This is a genomic window from Mesorhizobium sp. M0140 (assembly GCF_040322475.1).
GTDB lineage: Bacteria > Pseudomonadota > Alphaproteobacteria > Rhizobiales > Rhizobiaceae > Mesorhizobium.
In genome coordinates this window covers 71,092-89,307 of record NZ_JAMYTM010000008.1, presented here as the reverse complement: position 1 = coordinate 89,307, position 18,216 = coordinate 71,092, and the positions used below count along the sequence as shown (strand labels likewise).

Below are 18,216 nucleotides of genomic sequence, written 5' to 3'. Positions count from 1 at the left end.
ACACGGAGGACGGACCGATGTTCGATCCCTACAGAATACCCGGCTCAAGGAGCCTGCATATTCACCGACTGCCGACCTGGGCGCTGCTGATCGGCGACACCTATTCGTCGGCGGTTCACGCCGAGGTTCGCCGCCGGCCGCATCGCGGCATGCTGCCGGATGTCGATTTTTCGCGCGCGGTTCCCGATCCGAGCCGCCCGTCGCTGGTGCGCCGGATCATCCGGCTGGTCAGGCCGGGCGCGAAAAATCGGGCTGGCGGCACCGTGTCGTCAGGATCGGCTGGCGCAGCTGTCGGCGAAAAGCCCGCGAGCCCCTATATTGCACGAGGGATGGCCGACGGTCCGGGTGATTCTGGACCGTCGGCCCTTGATGCCATGGGTACCGGGGATTTCGTACGCTCACGTGCCGCGTAAGCGGCAAACACATTTCACAGGCATAACCTATGTTGTTGTTTAGCTGGTTTGAAAAAAGGCTCGATCCGTTCCCCGCAGCGGAACCGGTCGAGCCGCCCAAGACGCTGGTTGCCTTCTGCCTGCATTATACGCGCGGCGCATGGCCCTATATCCTTTTCGACGCGGTGCTGGTGACGGCCATCGCGATTGCCGAAGTATGGATGTTCGGCTTCCTCGGCCGCATCGTCGACTGGCTGTCGGGGCAGAATCGCGAAACCTTCCTGCAGACGGAAGCCTGGAAGCTCGCCGGCATGGCCTTCATCGTGCTGTTCGCGCTGCCGGGCACGGTATGGCTGCATTCGTTTCTCAACCAGCAGACGCTGATGGGCAATTATCCCATGCGCATCCGCTGGCAGGTGCACCGCTATCTGCTCAAGCAGTCGATGAGTTTCTACCAGGACGAGTTCGCCGGCCGCATCGCGACCAAGCTGATGCAGACGGCTCTCGCCGTGCGCGAATGCGTCATCAAGGTGATCGACGTCCTGAACTACGTTGTCGTCTATTTCCTCGGCATGCTGCTCATCGTCGGCTCGGCCGACTGGCGGCTGGCCGCGCCGCTCGGCGTCTGGCTGGTCGGCTATATCCTTTTGCTGCGGTTTTTCATTCCCCGGCTGGGCAAGGTTGGCGAGGAACAGGCCAATGCGCGCTCGATCATGACGGGCCGTGTCGTCGACAGCTACTCCAACATCCAGACGGTCAAGCTGTTCAGCCATGCACGCCGCGAAGCGTCATTCGCCAAAGACGGCATGTCCGGCTTTCTCGAAACGGTCTACCGGTCGATGCGGCTGGTGACAGTGCTTTTTGGCTCGCTTTACATCCTGAATGCATTGCTCCTGTTCTCTGTCACCGCGATGGCGTTGTGGCTGTGGCTGGGGCAAGCAGTGACGATCGGCGCGGTCGCCGTGGTCATCGGCCTTGTGCTCAGGATGTGGGGGATGTCGCAATGGATCATGTGGGAAATGTCGGGCCTGTTCGAGAACATCGGCACGGTGCAGGACGGCATCGCCTCGATCTCGCTGCCGCGCCTTGTCGAGGACAGGCCGGACGCGAAGGAGATCAGCGTTTCCAGGGGTGAGATCCGCTTCGAGGACATCCGCTTCCACTACGGCAAGCAGAAGGGGGTGATCGAAGGCCTGTCGCTGGCGGTGAAGCCGGGCGAAAAGGTCGGCATCGTCGGCCGTTCCGGCGCCGGCAAGTCGACGCTGGTCAACCTGTTGCTGCGCTTCTACGACCTCGAAGCCGGCCGGATTCTGATCGATGGCCAGGAGATCGCCGGTGTGAAGCAGGATTCGCTGCGTGCGCAGATCGGCATGGTCACGCAGGACACCTCGCTGCTGCATCGTTCGGTGCGCGAGAACATCCTCTATGGCCGGCCCGATGCCACCGACGAGATGCTTGTCGAGGCGGCGCGCCGCGCCGAGGCGCTGGACTTCATATCAGGGCTTTCGGATGCCAGCGGCCGCAAGGGCTTCGATGCCCATGTCGGGGACCGCGGCGTCAAATTGTCCGGCGGCCAGCGGCAACGCGTCGCCATTGCTCGCGTTATGTTGAAGGACGCACCTATACTTATCCTTGACGAAGCGACTTCGGCGCTTGATTCCGAAGCCGAGGCGGCGATCCAAGAGAATCTCTACAAGCTCATGCAAGGCAAAACCGTCATCGCCATAGCGCACCGGCTGTCGACCATCGCGGCGATGGACAGGCTGGTGGTGATGGACAAGGGTCGTGTCATCGAGGAAGGTTCGCACGAGGAACTCGTCGCCAAGGGCGGGCTCTACGCGCAGCTCTGGCAGCGCCAGTCGGGCGGGTTCCTGCTTGAGGACGGTCCCGCCGACGCCGCCAACGACGCACTTGCAAAGGGGCAAGCCGCAGAATGATGGCCGCCGCATGATGACAGCCGTCTATCGCTGGTTCGAGAACTGGGTCTATCCGTTCAGGGAGCCAGCGAATCTTCGGCCACCGACCAGCGTCGGCGGCTTTCTCTGGCACTATGTCGGCCAGGCGAAGTTCGCCTTCTTCGCCATGCTGGTCATCGGCGGCATCGCGCCGCTGGTCGAGGCCGGCCTGTTCTACTTCGTCGGGCGGCTGGTCGATATTCTCGACCAGCTTCCCGCCGAGCGCAGTTGGCACGCACTGTGGGCCGCCGCAGGCCCTGAACTGGTTTTCATGGCCGTGGTGGTGCTGGTCATCCGCACCGTCGTCGTCGGCCTTTCGGCGCTGGTCGACGAACAGACGATCACGCCCGGCTTCTACAATCTGGTGCGCTGGCAGGCGCACCGGCATGTCTCGCGCCAGTCCTACGCCTTCTTCCAGAACGATTTCGCCGGCCGCATCGCAACAAAGGTCTGGCAGGCGGGCCAGGCCACCGGCGACCTGATGGAAAGCTTCATCGAGGTCGTCTGGTTCATGATCGTCTATACGGTGACGACGCTGGCGCTGGTCGCAGGCCTCGATCTCAGGCTGGCGGTGCTGGTGGTGATCTGGATTTCCGCTTTCGCTTGGCTGGCCAAGCTCTATCTGCCGGCAATCCGCAAGCATGCCGAGGAAACAGCCGAGGCCGGCTCGATGATCACCGGCCGCATTGTCGATTCCTATTCCAACGTGCAGACGCTGAAACTGTTCTCGGCCGATGGCGACGACCGCTACATCAGGAACGGTTTCGACATCTACCTCGACGCATTGCGCCCGTTCACCCGCCGGCTGACCGGCGTGCGCATGGCGCTGACGACACTGTCGGGCATCATGATCACGGCGATCGGCTGTTTTGCCGTCTATCTCTGGGTCGAGGGCTCGATCACCGTCGGCGCTGTCGCCTTCACCCTGTCGCTGGTGCTGCGGCTCAATATGCTGCTTGGCCGGCTGATGATGCAGCTCAACAGCATCTTGCGAAACCTCGGCGTGCTGGAGAACTCCAAGGCGCTGATTTCGCAGCCGCTCGGCCTCACGGATGCGCCCGACGCCAAGGAACTCGTGGTGGCAGGCGGGCGTATCGAGGTGAAGAACGTCGAGTTCCATTACGGCAAAGGTTTCGGCGTACTGAACGGCATCGACCTTGTCGTCAAGCCGGGCGAGAAGGTCGGGCTGGTCGGACCGTCTGGCGCGGGCAAGACGACCCTCGCCAATCTGATCCTGCGGCTCTACGATCTGGAGAGCGGGTCGATCACCATCGATGGCCAGGATGCCGCCAAAGTCACGCAAAATTCGCTGCGCGCCAATATCGGCGTCGTCAGCCAGGACACGGCGCTGTTCCACCGTTCGCTGCGCGACAACATCAAGCTCGGCATGCCTGACGCGACCGATGCGGAGGTGATCGCGGCGGCGAAAAAGGCCGAAGCGCACGAGTTCATCCTGACCTTGCGCGACAACAGGGACCGCGCCGGCTACGAGGCCTTTGTCGGCGAGCGCGGCGTCAAACTGTCGGGCGGCCAGCGCCAGCGCGTGGCGATCGCCCGTGTCTTCCTGAAGGACGCGCCGATCCTGATCCTCGACGAGGCGACCTCGGCGCTCGATTCGGATATCGAGGCGGCAATCCAGGAGAATCTGACGCGGCTGATGGAGAACAAGACGGTCATCGCCATCGCCCACCGGCTGTCGACGATCGCAGCACTCGACCGGCTGGTGGTGCTCGACGGCGGCCGCATCGTCGAGCAAGGCACGCATGACCAGCTGGTGGCGCTCGACGGGCTCTATGCGCGGCTGTGGAAGCGGCAGTCCGGCGGTTTTCTCTATCACGAGGACAGCGTGCTCGAAGAGACGCGGCCTGCGGAGTAGGGCATGGTTGGATCGGCAGAGGTAATTCCAGAGATCGGCCCCGGAGTGAGCTATGTGCTCAAGCGGCTCCGGCCAACCACGCCGGCCTTCGACGCGCTGAAGCAGGAAAGCCGGTTTGGGGGCTACTGGATGCTGGTGCGCCTGGCGGATGGCTGGGCTAGCGGCCGCAACAAGTTCTTGAAGCGCGGCGAGGCACTCTACGGAGCCTGGAATGGCCGGGAACTCGCCGGCGTGTGCGGGCTGAACATCGATCCCTATTTCGAGGCCAGGGGCCACGGCCGGGTCCGGCACCTGTTCGTCAGTGCGCGCCACCGTCGCAACGGTCTTGGCCGGATGCTGGTCGAGACCGTTATCGACAGGGCACGTCACCATTTCGCCGTGCTGAACACCCGCGCGCCGCAAGAAGCCTTCGGTTTCTACGAACGGCTTGGCTTTCAGCGCGTGGAAGGCGAAGAATTCGTCACACACCGCATGGTCTTCGGGAAAGGAAGCTGAAATGTCCTTGCGTCCGCCATCTCATCTAGCCGGCGCCTCGTCCGCGGAAGCCGCCTTCGACGCGCTCGGCCATGAAATATTGGCGGAAAAGGCGGCAGCACTTGGCCGCGCCGGCCAGCGGGTAGAGGAAACGTTGGCCAGGCTGCGCGACAATGCCGACGAGCAACTGCGCCCCCGGCTGCTCAAGGATGCCGCCGAGGCGGTGCATGGCTATTTCATCCAGCGCGAGCTGTGCGGCTTGCGCAAGCACGATACCGTCATTCGTGAATACAACATCCCGAAAGCGGTGCTGGCCAGGCTCGGCGCGAAATAACTCTCTTTTGTTGGACCATGATCTTATTCCGAAAACCGGTTCCCACTTTTCGGGATCATGGTCTACTCAAGCCATTCGGTGATGAAGCTGCCATTCTCGTGGATGTCGGTCGTCTCCAGCGGGCCTGGGCCGAGATTGGTGAATTTGTGCGGCGTATTGGGCGGCACGATCAGGATCTGGCCGGCGGATGCCTCGATCTCCTGGTCGCCGACGGTGAACAGGCCGGTGCCCTGGCGAATGATGAAGATCTCAGCGTAGGGATGTGTATGCAGGCGGGGCCGCCTCCGACGCCAGGCAGATAGTTGAAGATCAGGCAGGAGAGCCGTAGGCGCCACATTGCAATTCGCCCTTCCAATGGTCGGAGCGAACAGACCAGGTGTCGCGGTCTATGATTTGTGCCCTGGCTATCTAGCCCTTCGCGGGTATCCAGGGATTGAAAAGCTTCACCCCGGTGCCCTCAAAATCCTTGGTATTGCGTGTCACGACTGTCAAATTATTGACAAGCGCGCTGGCGGCAATGAGAGCATCGCGTTCCGGCTTAGGGTCAGGAACGTGGAGGTTTGCGCAACGCACGACAACGGCCGTGTCTATGCTCAGTATCCGGTCGTCGAACTGTGGAATTAGTATTTGATCCAACCACTCACGGTACATGGCGGCCTGGCGGGTGTCCTTCCTCGACAACAACAGTGTTCCGATTTCGAGTTCCAGGATCGAAATCACCGACATGAAAAAGCTGGCGACGTCGTGGGTCTCAGACCAGGCTAAAACGTTGCGATCGGCCTTGTCCCGACGACGCAGATTCGAAACGACATTGGTGTCGAGAATAAACATCAGTCGAGATCGGGAATCTTGAAAAACGGTCCTTCCAGGCGAGGTGGTTCCCAGTCGAAGTCTGCTTCGGGGCGATCGTCGGCAATCGCGTCCGCGAGGCTTCTCGGCTTCTTCTCCAACCGCTCGTATTCCTCCATCGAAATCAGCACATGGGAAGGCTTGCCGCGATCGGTGATGATAACCGGTCCGTTCCTGGCAGCCCGCTTCGCAAGCGCCGTGTCCTGGTTGAATTCACGGCTCGACATGATGGTGATCGTCTTCGTTGAGATGTTCATTTCAGCACCTCCGTCGAGTAGATGTAGACATATTGCTACATTTAGCCAAGCACGTCAAATTCATCGCTGTGCGGAACGCCCGCGACAATCTGCCCTTGTGCCTTCACCCGTCTGGACAAAAACGGGCTTCACGCATAAACCGAAGTCCAAATGCCGGAGGAATTCGCAAGCCTGTTCGCCATGCGCTGTCGGGTTGGCGTAATTGAGCGGGGAACAAGGCTCAGCCACCGGCACGGAAGAGGCGAAAGGATCAGGCACCCGTGAGCGCAACCGACACCCAGGATCCCAACCGTCGTGATTTTCTCTACGTCGCCACCGGCATGGCCGCAGTGGTCGGCGCGGGTGCTTTCGCGTGGCCGTTCATCGACCAGATGCGCCCCGATGCCTCGACGCTGGCGCTCGCTTCCGTCGAAGTCGACGTCGCCTCGCTGACGCCGGGCATGTCGCTGATCGTCAAGTGGCGCGGCAAGCCGGTCGTGGTCCGCAACCGCACCGAACAGGAAATGAAGGACGGCGAGGCTGTCAATCTCGCCGATCTCAAGGATCCGATCGCCCGCAACGCCAATCTGCCGTCCGATGCGCCGGCGACCGACGCCAATCGCACCACGCCCGGCAAGGAGGCCTGGATGGTGATGGTTCAGGTCTGCACGCATCTCGGCTGCATTCCGCTTGGCCAGGAAGGCGATTTCGGCGGCTGGTTCTGCCCGTGCCACGGTTCGCAATACGATACGGCCGGCCGCATCCGCAAAGGCCCGGCGCCTGAGAACATGGCGGTTCCGGTATTCAAGTTCATTTCCGATACCAAGATCCTTATCGGTTGAGGCAGGGGATATTTCGATGAGCGAGGGACACTCGACCTATACGCCCAAAACCGGTCTCGGACGCTGGTTCGACGCCCGCATGCCGCTGCCGCGGCTGGTCTATGACAGCTTCGTTGCCTATCCGGTGCCGCGCAACCTCAACTATGCGTGGACCTTTGGCGGCATCCTTTCGATCATGCTGGTGGCGCAGATCCTGACCGGCATCGTGCTGGCCATGCATTACACGGCTGACACCAATCTGGCCTTCGGCTCGGTCGAGAAGATCATGCGCGACGTGAATTCCGGCTGGCTGCTGCGCTACATGCATTCGAACGGCGCCTCGTTCTTCTTCGTCGCCGTCTACATCCACATCTTCCGTGGCCTCTATTACGGCTCCTACAAGGCGCCGCGCGAACTGCTCTGGATCCTCGGCTGCATCATCTATCTCCTGATGATGGCGACCGGTTTCATGGGCTACGTGCTGCCATGGGGCCAGATGAGCTTCTGGGGCGCCACCGTCATCACCGGCTTCTTCAGCGCCATTCCGCTGGTCGGCGACTGGATTCAGCAGCTGCTGCTCGGCGGCTTTGCCGTCGACAACCCGACGCTGAACCGTTTCTTTGCGCTGCACTATCTGTTGCCGTTCATGATTGCCGGCGTCGTCGTTTTGCACATCTGGGCGCTGCATGTCGTGGGCCAGTCGAACCCGACGGGTATCGAGGTCAAGTCGAAGACCGACACTGTCGCCTTCACCCCCTACGCGACCATCAAGGACGCGTTCGGCATGATCGTGTTCCTGTTCTTCTTCGCTTATTTCGTCTTCTACCTGCCGAACTATCTCGGCCATCCCGACAACTACATCGTCGCCAACCCGCTGAAGACGCCGGCCCACATCGTGCCCGAATGGTACTTCCTGCCGTTCTACGCGATCCTGCGCGCCATCACCTTCAATGTCGGGCCGATCAACTCCAAGCTCGGCGGCGTGCTGTGCATGTTCGGCGCCATCGTCATGTTGTTCCTGGTGCCGTGGCTCGACACTTCGAAGGTACGCTCGGCCGTTTACCGGCCCTGGTACAAGCTGTTCTTCTGGTTGTTCGTGGCCGATGCCATCCTGCTTGGCTGGCTGGGCTCGCAGCCGGCCGAAGGCAGCTATGTGTTCATGGCGCAGATGGCGACATTGTTCTACTTCGCCTTCTTCCTGATCGCGCTGCCGGTGCTCGGCCTGATCGAGACGCCGCGACGGCTGCCGAACTCGATCACCGAGGCGGTGCTCGAGAAGAACAAGGGCGGCAGCGGACATCCGGCGGGCGCTACGGCGGCTCCGGAAACCAAAGGCTGAGCGGGTAGAGAATCTAAGGGGATTTGGCATGAAAAAGATTCTCACCTCGCTGGCGCTGATCGGCCTCGTGGCGGTCGCCGCTGGGGCCGCGGGCACTCGGGCGATCGCCGCCGAAGAGGCACACAATGTGGCCAATCCGACGCATTTCCCGATCGACGAGCCAAAGGAAATGGACTGGAGTTTCACCGGCCCATTCGGCACTTACGACAAGGCGCAGTTGCAGCGCGGCCTCAAGGTCTACAAGGAAGTCTGCTCGGCCTGCCATTCGATGAACCTGGTGGCGTTCCGCACGCTGTCGGACCTCGGCTATTCCGATGCGCAGATCAAGACGCTGTCGGCCGAGTACACAATCCATGACGGCCCCAACGATGCCGGCGACATGTTCGACCGTCCCGGCAAGCCGTCCGACCATTTCCCGCCGCCCTTCGCCAATGAGGAAGCGGCTGCTGCTTCCAATGGCGGCGCTGCCCCGCCCGACATGTCGCTGCTGGCCAAGGCGCGCGGCGTCGAGCGCGGCTTTCCGCAATTCGTCTTCGACATCTTCACACAATACGATGCCGGCGGTCCCGACTATATCCACTCGCTGCTGACCGGCTACGACCAGACGCCGCCGGCCGGCATGGTGATCCCGGAAGGCACCCACTACAATCCGTACTTCATGTCCGGCGTGTCGCTGAAAATGCCCAAGCCGCTCTCCGACGGCCAGGTGACCTATGATGACGGTGCGCCGCAGACCGTCGACCAGTATTCCCGCGACGTCTCCGCCTTCCTGGCGTGGGCGGCCGAGCCGCATATGGAAGACCGCAAGAAGACCGGTTTTCGCGTTCTGGTGTTCCTGCTTTTGTTCGGCGCGCTGGTCTATCTCACCAAGCGCAAGGTGTGGGAAGGCGTGGCCCACTAGGCCATACAATCAAGTGATCGCGAAGGGCGCCGAGAGGCGCCCTTTTGCATTTCCGGAGGCTGGTCATGTCACATGGCCGTCATCGCATCCGGCGATCCTGTGCTGCTCTCATCAAAGGATCGCATTCATGAAAAGATACGCATCGCTCGCGGCAGGCCTGTTGCTGCTCATCCTCGGCTCGGCAGCGCAAGCGGAAGACGCCCAGCCCTTCGTCACCAACAAGGACGTCGACCTGACGATGATCCTGCCGCCGCCGCCGGCAAACGATTCGGCGCAGACCAAGGCCGAACTCGGCGAGGTGCTGACGCTGCAGGTGACGCGCACCCCGGAGATGGTCGCCAGCGCGGTGGCTGATGCCGAGGAGAATGTCTGGCGCTTTGCCGACGTCATGGGGCCGAAATTCAACAAGGAAACGCTGCCGAAATTCAGCGCTTTCTTCGATCGCGTGGTGGCTACCGAAGGGGCTGTAGTCGACCCGGCCAAGGATGTCTGGAAGCGCCCGCGCCCGCATCAGCTCAGCGATCTCGTCAAGCCGGCGGTCAAGCTGTCGAGCTCCGGTTCCTGGCCGTCCGGCCATGCCACCGTAGGCACGATGATGGGCATCATCCTGTCCGACATGGTCCCGGAAAAGCGCGCCGAGATCATGGCGCGTGCGGCCGAATACGCCCACAACCGCGAGGTCGGCGGCATCCACTATGCGTCCGACGTCGAGATGGGCAAGATTTCCGGCAGCGTTATTGCCGCGGTCCTGCTCAACCGGGACGACTTCAAGGCTGAATATGAAGTGGCCAGGGCCGAGCTTCGTTCCGATCTCGGCATGTAATCCTCGTCAGCCGGATTTAGACGGGAAGGGGCGCTTAAGGCGCTCCTTTTTTGTTAACGCTCGTGCTCAAGCGAAAGTTCGGCAATTAGTCCGTTGGCATGGCGGCATCAGGTTGATATTCGACGCATCGAACGGTGGCGAGAAGCTCGTCCCGCCATGGCCTTTGGAATTCGATGATGCGGCTCAGCGACTGTCACAACTTTTCCGATTTCCGGCGGATGGCACAGCAGCGGCTGCCCGGGCCGATCTTCAACTACATCGACGGCGCGGCCGACGATGAGGTCACCTATCGCCGCAACACCGAAAGCTTCGAGACCTGCGACCTTGTTCCCAACGTGCTGCGCGGAGTGAGCGAGGTCGACATGTCGGTGACGGTCATGGGCCAGAAGCTGGCGATGCCGTTCTATTGCTCGCCGACCGCCTTGCAGCGCCTGTTCCACCATCAGGGTGAGCGCGCGGTCGCCAGGGCCGCCGCCAAATACGGCACCATGTTCGGCGTCTCCTCGCTTGGCACCGTCAGCCTCGAGGAGGCGCGCGGCATCAGCAGCAGCCCACAGGTCTACCAGTTCTATTTCCACCGGGACCGAGGTCTTAACCGGGCGATGATGCAGCGCGCAAAGGCGGTCGGCGTCGAGGTGATGATGCTGACCGTCGACAGCATCACCGGGGGAAACCGCGAGCGCGACAAACGCACCGGCTTTGCCATTCCCTTCAAGCTCAATCTCGCCGGAATGGCGCAGTTCGCGCTCAAGCCGGCCTGGGCGATCAATTATTTCACCCATGAGGGGTTCAAGCTGCCGCAGCTCGACGAGCATGTCGACATGGGTGGCGGCACGATGTCGATCAGCCGCTACTTCACCGAGATGCTAGACCCGTCGATGACGTGGGACGACGTGGCCGAGATGGTCAAGCTTTGGTCGGGTCCGTTCTGCCTCAAGGGCGTCATATCGGTGGAGGATGCAAGACGCGCCGTCGACATCGGCTGCAGCGGCATTGTGCTGTCGAACCATGGCGGGCGGCAGCTGGATGGCTCGCGGGCGGCGTTCGATCAGCTTGCCGAGATCGTCGACGCCGTTGGCGACAGGATCGACGTCATCATGGATGGCGGCGTGCAGCGCGGCACCCATGTGCTGAAGGCGCTGTCGCTCGGTGCCAAGGCCGTCGGCGTCGGACGCTACTATCTGTTCCCGCTCGCGGCGGCAGGCCAGCCCGGCGTCGAACGGGCGCTTGAGCAGATGCGGGTCGAGATCGAACGCGGCATGAAGCTGATGGGCTGCAGTTCGATCGAACAATTGTCGCGCAAGAACGTCCGTTTCAGGTAATCTCGACCCATGAAATCCTCCCTCGAAGACACATTGCTCGCCGCGATCCGCACCATTCCGGATTATCCCAAGCCCGGCATCCTGTTTCGCGACATCACCACGCTGCTCGGCAATGCGCGCGCCTTCCGCCGCGCCATCGACGAACTGGTGCATCCCTATGCCGGCCAGAAGATCGACAAGATCGCCGGCATCGAGGCACGTGGATTCATCCTTGGCGGCGCCGTCGCCCATCAGCTCTCGGCCGGTTTCGTGCCGATCCGCAAGAAGGGCAAGCTGCCCTACGAAACGGTGCGCGTCGCCTATAGCCTGGAATATGGGCTGGACGAGATGGAGATGCACAAGGACGGCGTTGCTCCGGGCGAGAAGGTGATCCTTGTCGACGATCTGATCGCCACCGGCGGAACGGCTGAAGCCGCGGTCAAACTTCTGCGCCAGATCGGCGCCGACATCCTCGCTGCCTGTTTTGTCATCGACCTGCCGGACCTCGGCGGCCGCGCCAAGCTCGAAGCCCTCGGTGTGCCGGTCAGAACGCTGATAGGGTTCGAAGGACATTGAGGAGTGCTCTCCCTTCTCCTACAAGAAGGGAGAGGGAAAGTGGCGTTACTCGGCCTTCACCAGAACGGCGCTTTCGAACTCGAGCACCTTGTCGCCGGTGGAATCGAAAGCTTCCGAACGCAGCGCCAGCAGCCGCCAGCCGGGGCGTGAGGCGATTGGGCGGTGCGACAGCGCGGTGCGCGTGAAGGTGATGGTTTGCCCGGCATAGACCGGCTTCAGCCATTTCAGGTTCTTGAAGCCGGGCGAGGGACCGAATTCCGGCACTGGACCGGGACCGCTCCACGCAGCGATCTCGGCGTCCATACGGTTTTCCAGATTGAGTTTCATCCAGGTCGCGGCCGTGTGCCAGCCGGACGCGCAGAGGCCGCCGAGCACACTTTTCTTCGCGGCCTCCTCGTCGATATGGAAGATTTGCGGGTCGTACTTACGGGCGAAGGCCTTGATCGCCTCGGGCTCGAATGAGTGCGAGCCGAGCGTGACGGTGGTGCCGATACGGAAGAACTCGTCCAGTGTCATGCTTGGCTCCCCGCGGCATCGCGCGTGAGGAACATGACGGAGTTCTCGAGCTCGAAGACGCTTTCGCCACGCTGGTTGAACAGTTCGCTGCGCATGGTGACGAAGCCGAGTTGCGGCTTCGATTTCGACAGGCGCTTGGCAATAACCATCAGGGTGCCGGTCAGTTGGTCGCCGGCCAGGACCGGCTTCTTCCATTTGACCTGATCGACTCCGGGCGCGCCCTGGCAGGTCGAGTCCAGCAGGAACGCACCGCACAGCATGCGCATGAACATTGCGCAGGTGTGCCAGCCCGACGCTGCCAGCCCGCCGAGGATGCTGGCCTTACCGGCTTCCTCGTCGAGATGCATCGGCTGCGGGTCGAATTCTCCGGCGAATTCGACGATCTCGGCGGCACTCACGAGCTTCGAGCCGAGGTCGATCGATGCGCCCTCGATGAAGTCCTCATAGGCCCATGTTTTTATCTCTGCAGTCATGGTCTGGAATCCGGCTTGTCGACCCACGATCCCCAGGATCGGGGTTTCCGGATGCAGGCCGGCGTTCGTTTGGTCAAGCGATTTCTACTGCGCCAGCCTGTGGCAGCCGATCGACAGGGCCACTCAGAGCCAGCCGCGGCGGCGGAAGTACCAGAAGGGCAGGATCGCCGACAGCACCATCATGGCGATGGCGAAGGGATAGCCAAGCTCCCATTTCAACTCGGGGATGACGTCGAAATTCATGCCGTAGATCGAGGCGACCAAAGTCGGCGGCAGGAAGATGACGGCGGCGACCGAGAAGATCTTGATGATGGCGTTCTGCTCGATCGAGATCATGCCGAGGGTGGCGTCGAGCAGGAAGGAGATCTTCTGCGACAGGAAGGTGGCGTGGTCGGCGAGCGACAGCACATCGCGCGACAGCGTCTTGATGCGCGCCTTGGTGTCCTTGCTCATCTTGGTGCGGGTCGAGGCATGGGCGAAGAAGCCTGCCAGCCGCTGCAGAGAGATCAGGCTGTCGCGGATCGAAGACGCGATGTCCTCCTTGCGGCCGATGGCTTTCAGCAACTCCTGGAAATCACGGTTGCGCTTGGAAACCTTGGTCGACCGCGCCTCGAATATATCGCGCGAGATCGCCTCGATGTCGCGGCCGGCGCGTTCCAGAATGTCGGCGAGACGGTCGACGATCGCCTCCAGCAAGCCGATCAGGATGGTGTCGCCGCTGGTGCAGCCGGTCGCCACCTTCTCGGCGCGCTGCGGAAAGGTCTTGAAGGCCTTCGGCTCGTGGTAGCGCACCGTGATCAGCCTTGTGCCGGCGAGCACGAAGGTGACCGGCGACATCAAGGGATCGTCGACCTCGGTCTGGGCGGGCAGGGTGGCGGTCATGAAGTAGGCGCCGTCCTCGACATAGAGGCGGCTCGAAATCTCGATCTCCTCCATCTCCTCGCGCGTCGGAATGGCAACGCCGAGCCAGCTCTCGATCGTCGCTTCCTCTTCCTTTGTCGGGTTGAACAGGTCCGCCCAGACGATGGTCTCGCTGTTTGCCAGGAGATCGTCGACGACGCGCAGGCGGTCATTGTCCACGACGAAGGCCTTGATCATCGCCTGATATCCCTTGCTGGGGTCAAAGGGTGCGTTCGGATTGACGCGTCGTGTTGGATTGCACGAGACGGACACTTTCGCCGAAAGCGCCGACCGCGTGCCCCAGCCGATTAGACCCGTGATGTGACAAGGTCAAGGCAGGCCATGCCGCCCGCAAAACAGGTCAACGGCAAGTGCTGTCAACGATGCAGAGAGATAGCGGACGGCACATTGCCGCCCGCCATCTTAGGATACGTCTACCGGGAGTTTGGCAGGATCTGGTGCAGCACGATGGCCCAGACGGCGCCGAAGGCGATCGATGAGCCGAGGATGTACTGCACGAGGTCGGGGAGCGTCTTGACGAAATCCGGCGGCGCCAGCGTGGCAAACAGCGCCATCAGGATCGGCAGACCGATGACCAGCATGTTGCGCTCGGTCAGGGGTGTACCGCGCACGACGCGGAAACCGTTCATGGCGATGACGACGCAGAGGACGCCGAAAACGCCGCCGATGACAGGCCCCGGTATCGAGGCGATGACCGCCGAAAGCTTGCCGATCAGCCCGAACAGCACCAGGAAGATGCCGGCGGCGGCAAAGGCGGCGCGGCTGGCAATGCCGGTGATGGCAATGATGCCGGCATTGGACGAATAGCCGGTCACCGGGGTGCTGCACAGCAGCGCGCTGACCAGGCAGCCGAGGCCTTCACCTGTCGCGCCCTTGTCGAGCTGCTCGTCCGACAGCGGCTTGTCGATGACGGCGCCGACGGCGAACCAGGTGCCGGTGGTTTCGGCGAGAACGACGATATAGACGATCAGCATCGTCAGTGTCGCCGACAGCGAGAACGTCACGTCGAGATTGAGGAAGGCGATTCGCGGCATGGAAAACCATGTCGCGTCCGCAACGCCCGCCATGTTCAACTGGCCCATGAAGGCGGCGGCCACGCTGCCTGCCACCAGGGCGATGATCACGGACAGCAGGCGCAGCCAGGCGCCCTTCGCGCCAAGTGCCATGCCGGTCAGCATGCAGCCGACGAGGAAGGCAGCGGCGATAAAAGCGAGGACGATGTTGCCGCCGACCGTGGCGGTGCCGTGGACCGCGAACACGCTCTCCTTGAGCGCCACCGGCATCAAGGCGACGCCGACGACGATGATGATCGCACCGCCGACGATGGGCGGTACGAAGCGGTTGACGAGGCGATGGAAGATTCTTGTCGGCGAACCGAGCAGGATGACCAGTATGGCGCCCGGAATGAGCGCTCCGACCACGGCGGAGAGACCGCCAACGCCGCCGCCTGCTCCGAAGGCGATGGCCAGCACCGCGCCGATCGGGACGAAGGACGGCCCCTGGACGACCGGCAGCCGCATCAAAAGCTGCGACTGGATCAGTGTGGCAATGCCTGCGGCCACGAATGCGGACTGGATAAAGGCGCCGGCATCGCCGACGCTGAAGGCGAGCACCGATGCGATGATAAACGGCACGATGTAGACGTCCATCGCCAGTACATGCTGGAGGCCGAGCAGCGCTGCCTTGCCCCATGGCAGCGGATCGTCCGGTTGGGCAATCAATGTGATCTCTGACGCAACGCGTTCCATGTACCGTTCCCCTTCTGACCCCTCTGGAAATTCCCGCTCGATCATGGGATCAGTCGGTGCCGAAGGACAGCGGCCACAACATTTGCCAACTGTTTTTTTGTAGGCCAAGCAGACCGTTAGCCAAACCGGAGCCGCAATGACGAGAGAACCCTTCACGCTGCTCGGCACCGCCTTCCACACGCCCCAACGCGGCAGGCTGGAGGTGCTGAAGGACCATCTGTTCAGCGTCGATGCACAGGGGCGCATCGCGGAAATGCTGGCGCCGGATCATCGCGAGTACGAGGTCAGGCAGAACGCTGCCCGCCTGGCGGGCACGCTTGTTGAGCTTGCCAATGGCCAATTCCTGCTGCCCGGTCTCATCGACCTGCATATCCATGCGCCGCAATGGCCGCAGATGGGCAAGGCGCTGGATGTGCCGCTCGAAGTCTGGCTGCAGAAATACACCTTTCCGCTCGAAGCCCGCTATGCGGATGTCGATTATGCCCGCGAGGTCTATGCCGATCTGGTCGATAACCTGCTGGCCAACGGAACCACCACGGCGCTCTATTTCGCCACGGTCCATGTTGACGCGAGCCTGGCGCTTGCCGAGACCTGTCTTGAGAAGGGTCAACGCGCGCTCGTCGGCAAGGTGGTGATGGACGATCCAGAGCAGTGTCCACCTTTCTACCGCGATGCCGATGCGGCAAGCGCGGTATCGGACACCAGACGGTTCATCGAGGCGGTCAAGTCGCTGGATCCGCGCGACAGGCCGCTCGTCCAGCCGGCGATCACACCGCGCTTTATCCCAAGCTGCACGGATGCGGCGCTGCAAGGACTCGGCGAGCTGGCAACCGAATTCGGCTGCCACGTGCAGACGCATTGCTCGGAGAGCGACTGGGCAAAGCAGTTCGTCGAGACGCGCTTCGGCCGCACCGATGCGGCAAGCCTTGATGGTTTCGGCCTGCTCACCCGGCATACGATCCTGGCGCATTCGAATTTCATCGATGAGCAGGATATGGACCTCATAGATGAGAGGGGCGCGGCTGTTGCCCATTGCCCGCTGTCCAATTTCTATTTCGCCAATGCCGCATTTCCGCTGCGCGCAGCACTTGACCGGCACATGCACGTCGGGCTCGGAACCGACATTTCCGGAGGCTACAGCCCGTCACTGTTCGATGGCTGCCGACATGCATTGTCAGCGTCGAGGACGCTGCAAAGCGGTGTGCATGCCGGCCTGCCGCCGGAGCAACGCGGTGCGCCCGGCGAACCCATCACGCACCAGGAGGCGTTCTGGCTGGCGACCGCCGGCGGTGCGGAAGCACTTGATCTGCCGACGGGCAATTTTCGCGTCGGCTATGAGTTTGACGCGCTGCTGATCGACACCAGCGCCAGGGCATCGAACATCCACATCGGCATGGCCGACGATACGCTTGAGGAGATATTCCAGAAGATCGTGCTCAACGCAGCGCGGGCCAACATCGCCACGGTCTGGGTGAGTGGCCGGAGGGTAGTTGGGCAATAGCTGGTTTTCCCGGGCTAGCCGGAGAGGGCGCTGATCACGCCGCCACGGCGGCGTGACATCCGTCACATCAGGTGTTGAACTTGAACAACAGCACGTCCCCGTCCTGGACGACATATTCCTTGCCTTCGTCGCGCGCCTTGCCGGCTTCTTTGGCCGCCACTTCGCCGCCCAGTGTGACGAAGTCGTTGTAGGAGATGGTCTGGGCGCGGATGAAGCCGCGCTCGAAATCGGTGTGGATGACACCGGCGGCCTGTGGCGCCTTGTCGCCCTTATGGATGGTCCAGGCGCGCGTCTCCTTCGGCCCGGCGGTGAAATAGGTGATGAGATGCAACAGGTCGTAGCCGGCGCGGATGACCTTGTTCAGGCCGGGTTCGTCGAGGCCCAGCGACGACAGGAATTCCATTTCTTCCTCGTCGGAGAGCTGGGCGACTTCCGCCTCGATCGCCGCCGAGATCACCACGGTGCCGGCGCCTTGGGCGGTGGCCATGTTTTCCACGGCACTGGTGTGCTCGTTGCCGGTGGCGGCGTCGGCCTCGGCGACATTGCAGACATAGAGCACGGGATGCGAGGTCAGAAGGTTCAAGCCCTGCAGGATGCGCAAATCTTCGGGCGAAATACCCTTGAGCAGAATGCGGGTCGGCTTGCCGGCCTGCAGCAGTTCGAGCGCTGCCTCCATCAGCGGCAGCACGGTCGTCGCTTCCTTGTCCTTGCTGCCGGCGCGCTTGCGGAATTGCACGATGCGGCGTTCGAGGCTGTCGAGGTCGGCGAGCATCAGCTCGGTCTCGACCGTCTCGGCATCGGCGACGGGGTCGATGCGGCCCTCGACATGGGTGATGTCGTCATCCTCGAAGCAGCGCAGCACATGCACGATGGCGTCGACCTCACGGATGTTGGCGAGAAACTGGTTGCCCAGCCCTTCGCCCTTCGAGGCACCGCGCACCAGACCGGCAATGTCGACGAAGGATATGCGGGTCGGGATGATCTCCTTCGACTTGGCGATCGCGGCGATCTTCTGCAGGCGCGGATCTGGCACCGCCACCTCGCCGGTGTTCGGTTCGATGGTGCAGAATGGATAGTTGGCGGCTTGCGCCGCAGCCGTTCTGGTCAACGCGTTGAAAAGCGTCGACTTGCCGACGTTGGGCAAGCCAACGATGCCGCATTTGAAACCCATTTTTGTTCG

19 protein-coding genes and 1 pseudogene are annotated in these 18,216 nt (G+C 62.2%); 12 read left to right on the top strand and 8 right to left on the bottom strand.

Features of this window, described 5'->3' with window-relative positions; translation table 11 throughout:
- Positions 1–17 precede the first annotated feature (17 nt).
- The 5 genes from NKJ37_RS10630 to NKJ37_RS10610 are packed head-to-tail and all read left to right on the top strand — an operon-like array spanning position 18 to position 5,031.
- The gene (locus tag NKJ37_RS10630) at positions 18–413 is read left to right on the top strand and encodes a hypothetical protein (RefSeq protein ID WP_352440371.1); all 396 of its coding nucleotides are present in this window, start codon (positions 18–20) and stop codon (positions 411–413) included.
- A 29-nt stretch (positions 414–442) separates the two neighbouring features.
- A complete protein-coding gene (locus NKJ37_RS10625; RefSeq protein ID WP_352440372.1) occupies positions 443–2,329 on the top strand; it encodes an ABC transporter ATP-binding protein in 1,887 nt (628 codons plus the stop codon).
- Positions 2,330–2,339: 10 nt separating this feature from the next.
- Positions 2,340–4,223: an ABC transporter ATP-binding protein gene (locus NKJ37_RS10620; RefSeq protein ID WP_352440373.1), complete on the top strand. Its 1,884-nt coding sequence runs from the start codon at positions 2,340–2,342 to the stop codon at positions 4,221–4,223.
- Between the two features lie 3 nt (positions 4,224–4,226).
- Positions 4,227–4,718 carry a GNAT family N-acetyltransferase gene (locus NKJ37_RS10615; RefSeq protein ID WP_023809842.1) on the top strand — a complete coding sequence of 164 codons (492 nt, stop codon included), beginning with the start codon at positions 4,227–4,229 and terminating at the stop codon, positions 4,716–4,718.
- 1 nt (position 4,719) lies between these two features.
- Complete coding sequence (locus NKJ37_RS10610; protein WP_023809841.1) at positions 4,720–5,031, top strand: DUF6665 family protein; 312 nt, start codon at positions 4,720–4,722, stop codon at positions 5,029–5,031.
- A 62-nt stretch (positions 5,032–5,093) separates the two neighbouring features.
- On the opposite strand, the pseudogene NKJ37_RS10605 reads toward NKJ37_RS10610, so the two are convergent.
- The 3 genes and pseudogenes from NKJ37_RS10605 to NKJ37_RS10595 all read right to left on the bottom strand — a co-directional run bounded on the left by NKJ37_RS10605 (position 5,094) and on the right by NKJ37_RS10595 (position 6,137).
- Positions 5,094–5,439, bottom strand: a pseudogene (locus tag NKJ37_RS10605) (cupin domain-containing protein).
- The gene (locus tag NKJ37_RS10600; RefSeq protein ID WP_023809840.1) at positions 5,440–5,862 is read right to left on the bottom strand and encodes a type II toxin-antitoxin system VapC family toxin; all 423 of its coding nucleotides are present in this window, start codon (positions 5,860–5,862) and stop codon (positions 5,440–5,442) included.
- On the bottom strand, positions 5,862–6,137 hold the full coding sequence (locus tag NKJ37_RS10595; RefSeq protein WP_031212730.1) for a type II toxin-antitoxin system Phd/YefM family antitoxin: 276 nt from the start codon (positions 6,135–6,137) through the stop codon (positions 5,862–5,864). The genes NKJ37_RS10600 and NKJ37_RS10595 overlap by 1 nt, the downstream gene beginning before the upstream one ends.
- 260 nt (positions 6,138–6,397) lie before the next feature.
- On the opposite strand from NKJ37_RS10595, the gene petA reads away from it, so the two are divergent.
- The 6 genes from petA (at position 6,398) to NKJ37_RS10565 (ending at position 11,877) form a co-directional block, all read left to right on the top strand.
- Positions 6,398–6,958 (top strand): ubiquinol-cytochrome c reductase iron-sulfur subunit, encoded by a 561-nt coding sequence (petA, locus tag NKJ37_RS10590; protein ID WP_023809838.1) that lies wholly within the window; start codon positions 6,398–6,400, stop codon positions 6,956–6,958.
- A gap of 16 nt (positions 6,959–6,974) precedes the next feature.
- The gene (locus NKJ37_RS10585) at positions 6,975–8,276 is read left to right on the top strand and encodes a cytochrome b (RefSeq protein WP_013529985.1); all 1,302 of its coding nucleotides are present in this window, start codon (positions 6,975–6,977) and stop codon (positions 8,274–8,276) included.
- A gap of 28 nt (positions 8,277–8,304) precedes the next feature.
- Positions 8,305–9,177: a cytochrome c1 gene (locus NKJ37_RS10580; RefSeq protein WP_023809837.1), complete on the top strand. Its 873-nt coding sequence runs from the start codon at positions 8,305–8,307 to the stop codon at positions 9,175–9,177.
- Positions 9,178–9,304: 127 nt separating this feature from the next.
- Positions 9,305–10,000, top strand: a complete 696-nt coding sequence (locus tag NKJ37_RS10575; protein WP_023809836.1) for an acid phosphatase — start codon at positions 9,305–9,307, stop codon at positions 9,998–10,000.
- A 176-nt stretch (positions 10,001–10,176) separates the two neighbouring features.
- On the top strand, positions 10,177–11,322 hold the full coding sequence (locus NKJ37_RS10570; protein ID WP_023809835.1) for an alpha-hydroxy acid oxidase: 1,146 nt from the start codon (positions 10,177–10,179) through the stop codon (positions 11,320–11,322).
- Positions 11,323–11,331: 9 nt separating this feature from the next.
- A complete protein-coding gene (locus tag NKJ37_RS10565; protein ID WP_013529989.1) occupies positions 11,332–11,877 on the top strand; it encodes an adenine phosphoribosyltransferase in 546 nt (181 codons plus the stop codon).
- Positions 11,878–11,922: 45 nt separating this feature from the next.
- On the opposite strand, the gene NKJ37_RS10560 is transcribed toward NKJ37_RS10565, so the two are convergent.
- From NKJ37_RS10560 to NKJ37_RS10545, 4 genes are all read right to left on the bottom strand, one after another.
- Entirely contained in the window at positions 11,923–12,393 is a 471-nt protein-coding gene (locus NKJ37_RS10560) for a MaoC family dehydratase (RefSeq protein WP_023809834.1), read from the bottom strand.
- A complete protein-coding gene (locus NKJ37_RS10555) occupies positions 12,390–12,866 on the bottom strand; it encodes a MaoC family dehydratase (RefSeq protein WP_352440375.1) in 477 nt (158 codons plus the stop codon). The genes NKJ37_RS10560 and NKJ37_RS10555 overlap by 4 nt, the downstream gene beginning before the upstream one ends.
- A gap of 123 nt (positions 12,867–12,989) precedes the next feature.
- Complete coding sequence (gene corA, locus NKJ37_RS10550) at positions 12,990–13,964, bottom strand: magnesium/cobalt transporter CorA (RefSeq protein ID WP_023809832.1); 975 nt, start codon at positions 13,962–13,964, stop codon at positions 12,990–12,992.
- Between the two features lie 236 nt (positions 13,965–14,200).
- A complete protein-coding gene (locus NKJ37_RS10545; RefSeq protein WP_023809831.1) occupies positions 14,201–15,535 on the bottom strand; it encodes a uracil-xanthine permease family protein in 1,335 nt (444 codons plus the stop codon).
- A gap of 136 nt (positions 15,536–15,671) precedes the next feature.
- Between NKJ37_RS10545 and guaD the strand changes: the two genes are divergently transcribed.
- The gene (guaD, locus tag NKJ37_RS10540) at positions 15,672–17,036 is read left to right on the top strand and encodes a guanine deaminase (RefSeq protein WP_352773797.1); all 1,365 of its coding nucleotides are present in this window, start codon (positions 15,672–15,674) and stop codon (positions 17,034–17,036) included.
- Positions 17,037–17,103: 67 nt separating this feature from the next.
- Here guaD and ychF read toward each other — a convergent pair whose 3' ends face one another.
- The gene (gene ychF / locus NKJ37_RS10535; RefSeq protein ID WP_023809829.1) at positions 17,104–18,207 is read right to left on the bottom strand and encodes a redox-regulated ATPase YchF; all 1,104 of its coding nucleotides are present in this window, start codon (positions 18,205–18,207) and stop codon (positions 17,104–17,106) included.
- Positions 18,208–18,216 lie beyond the last annotated feature (9 nt).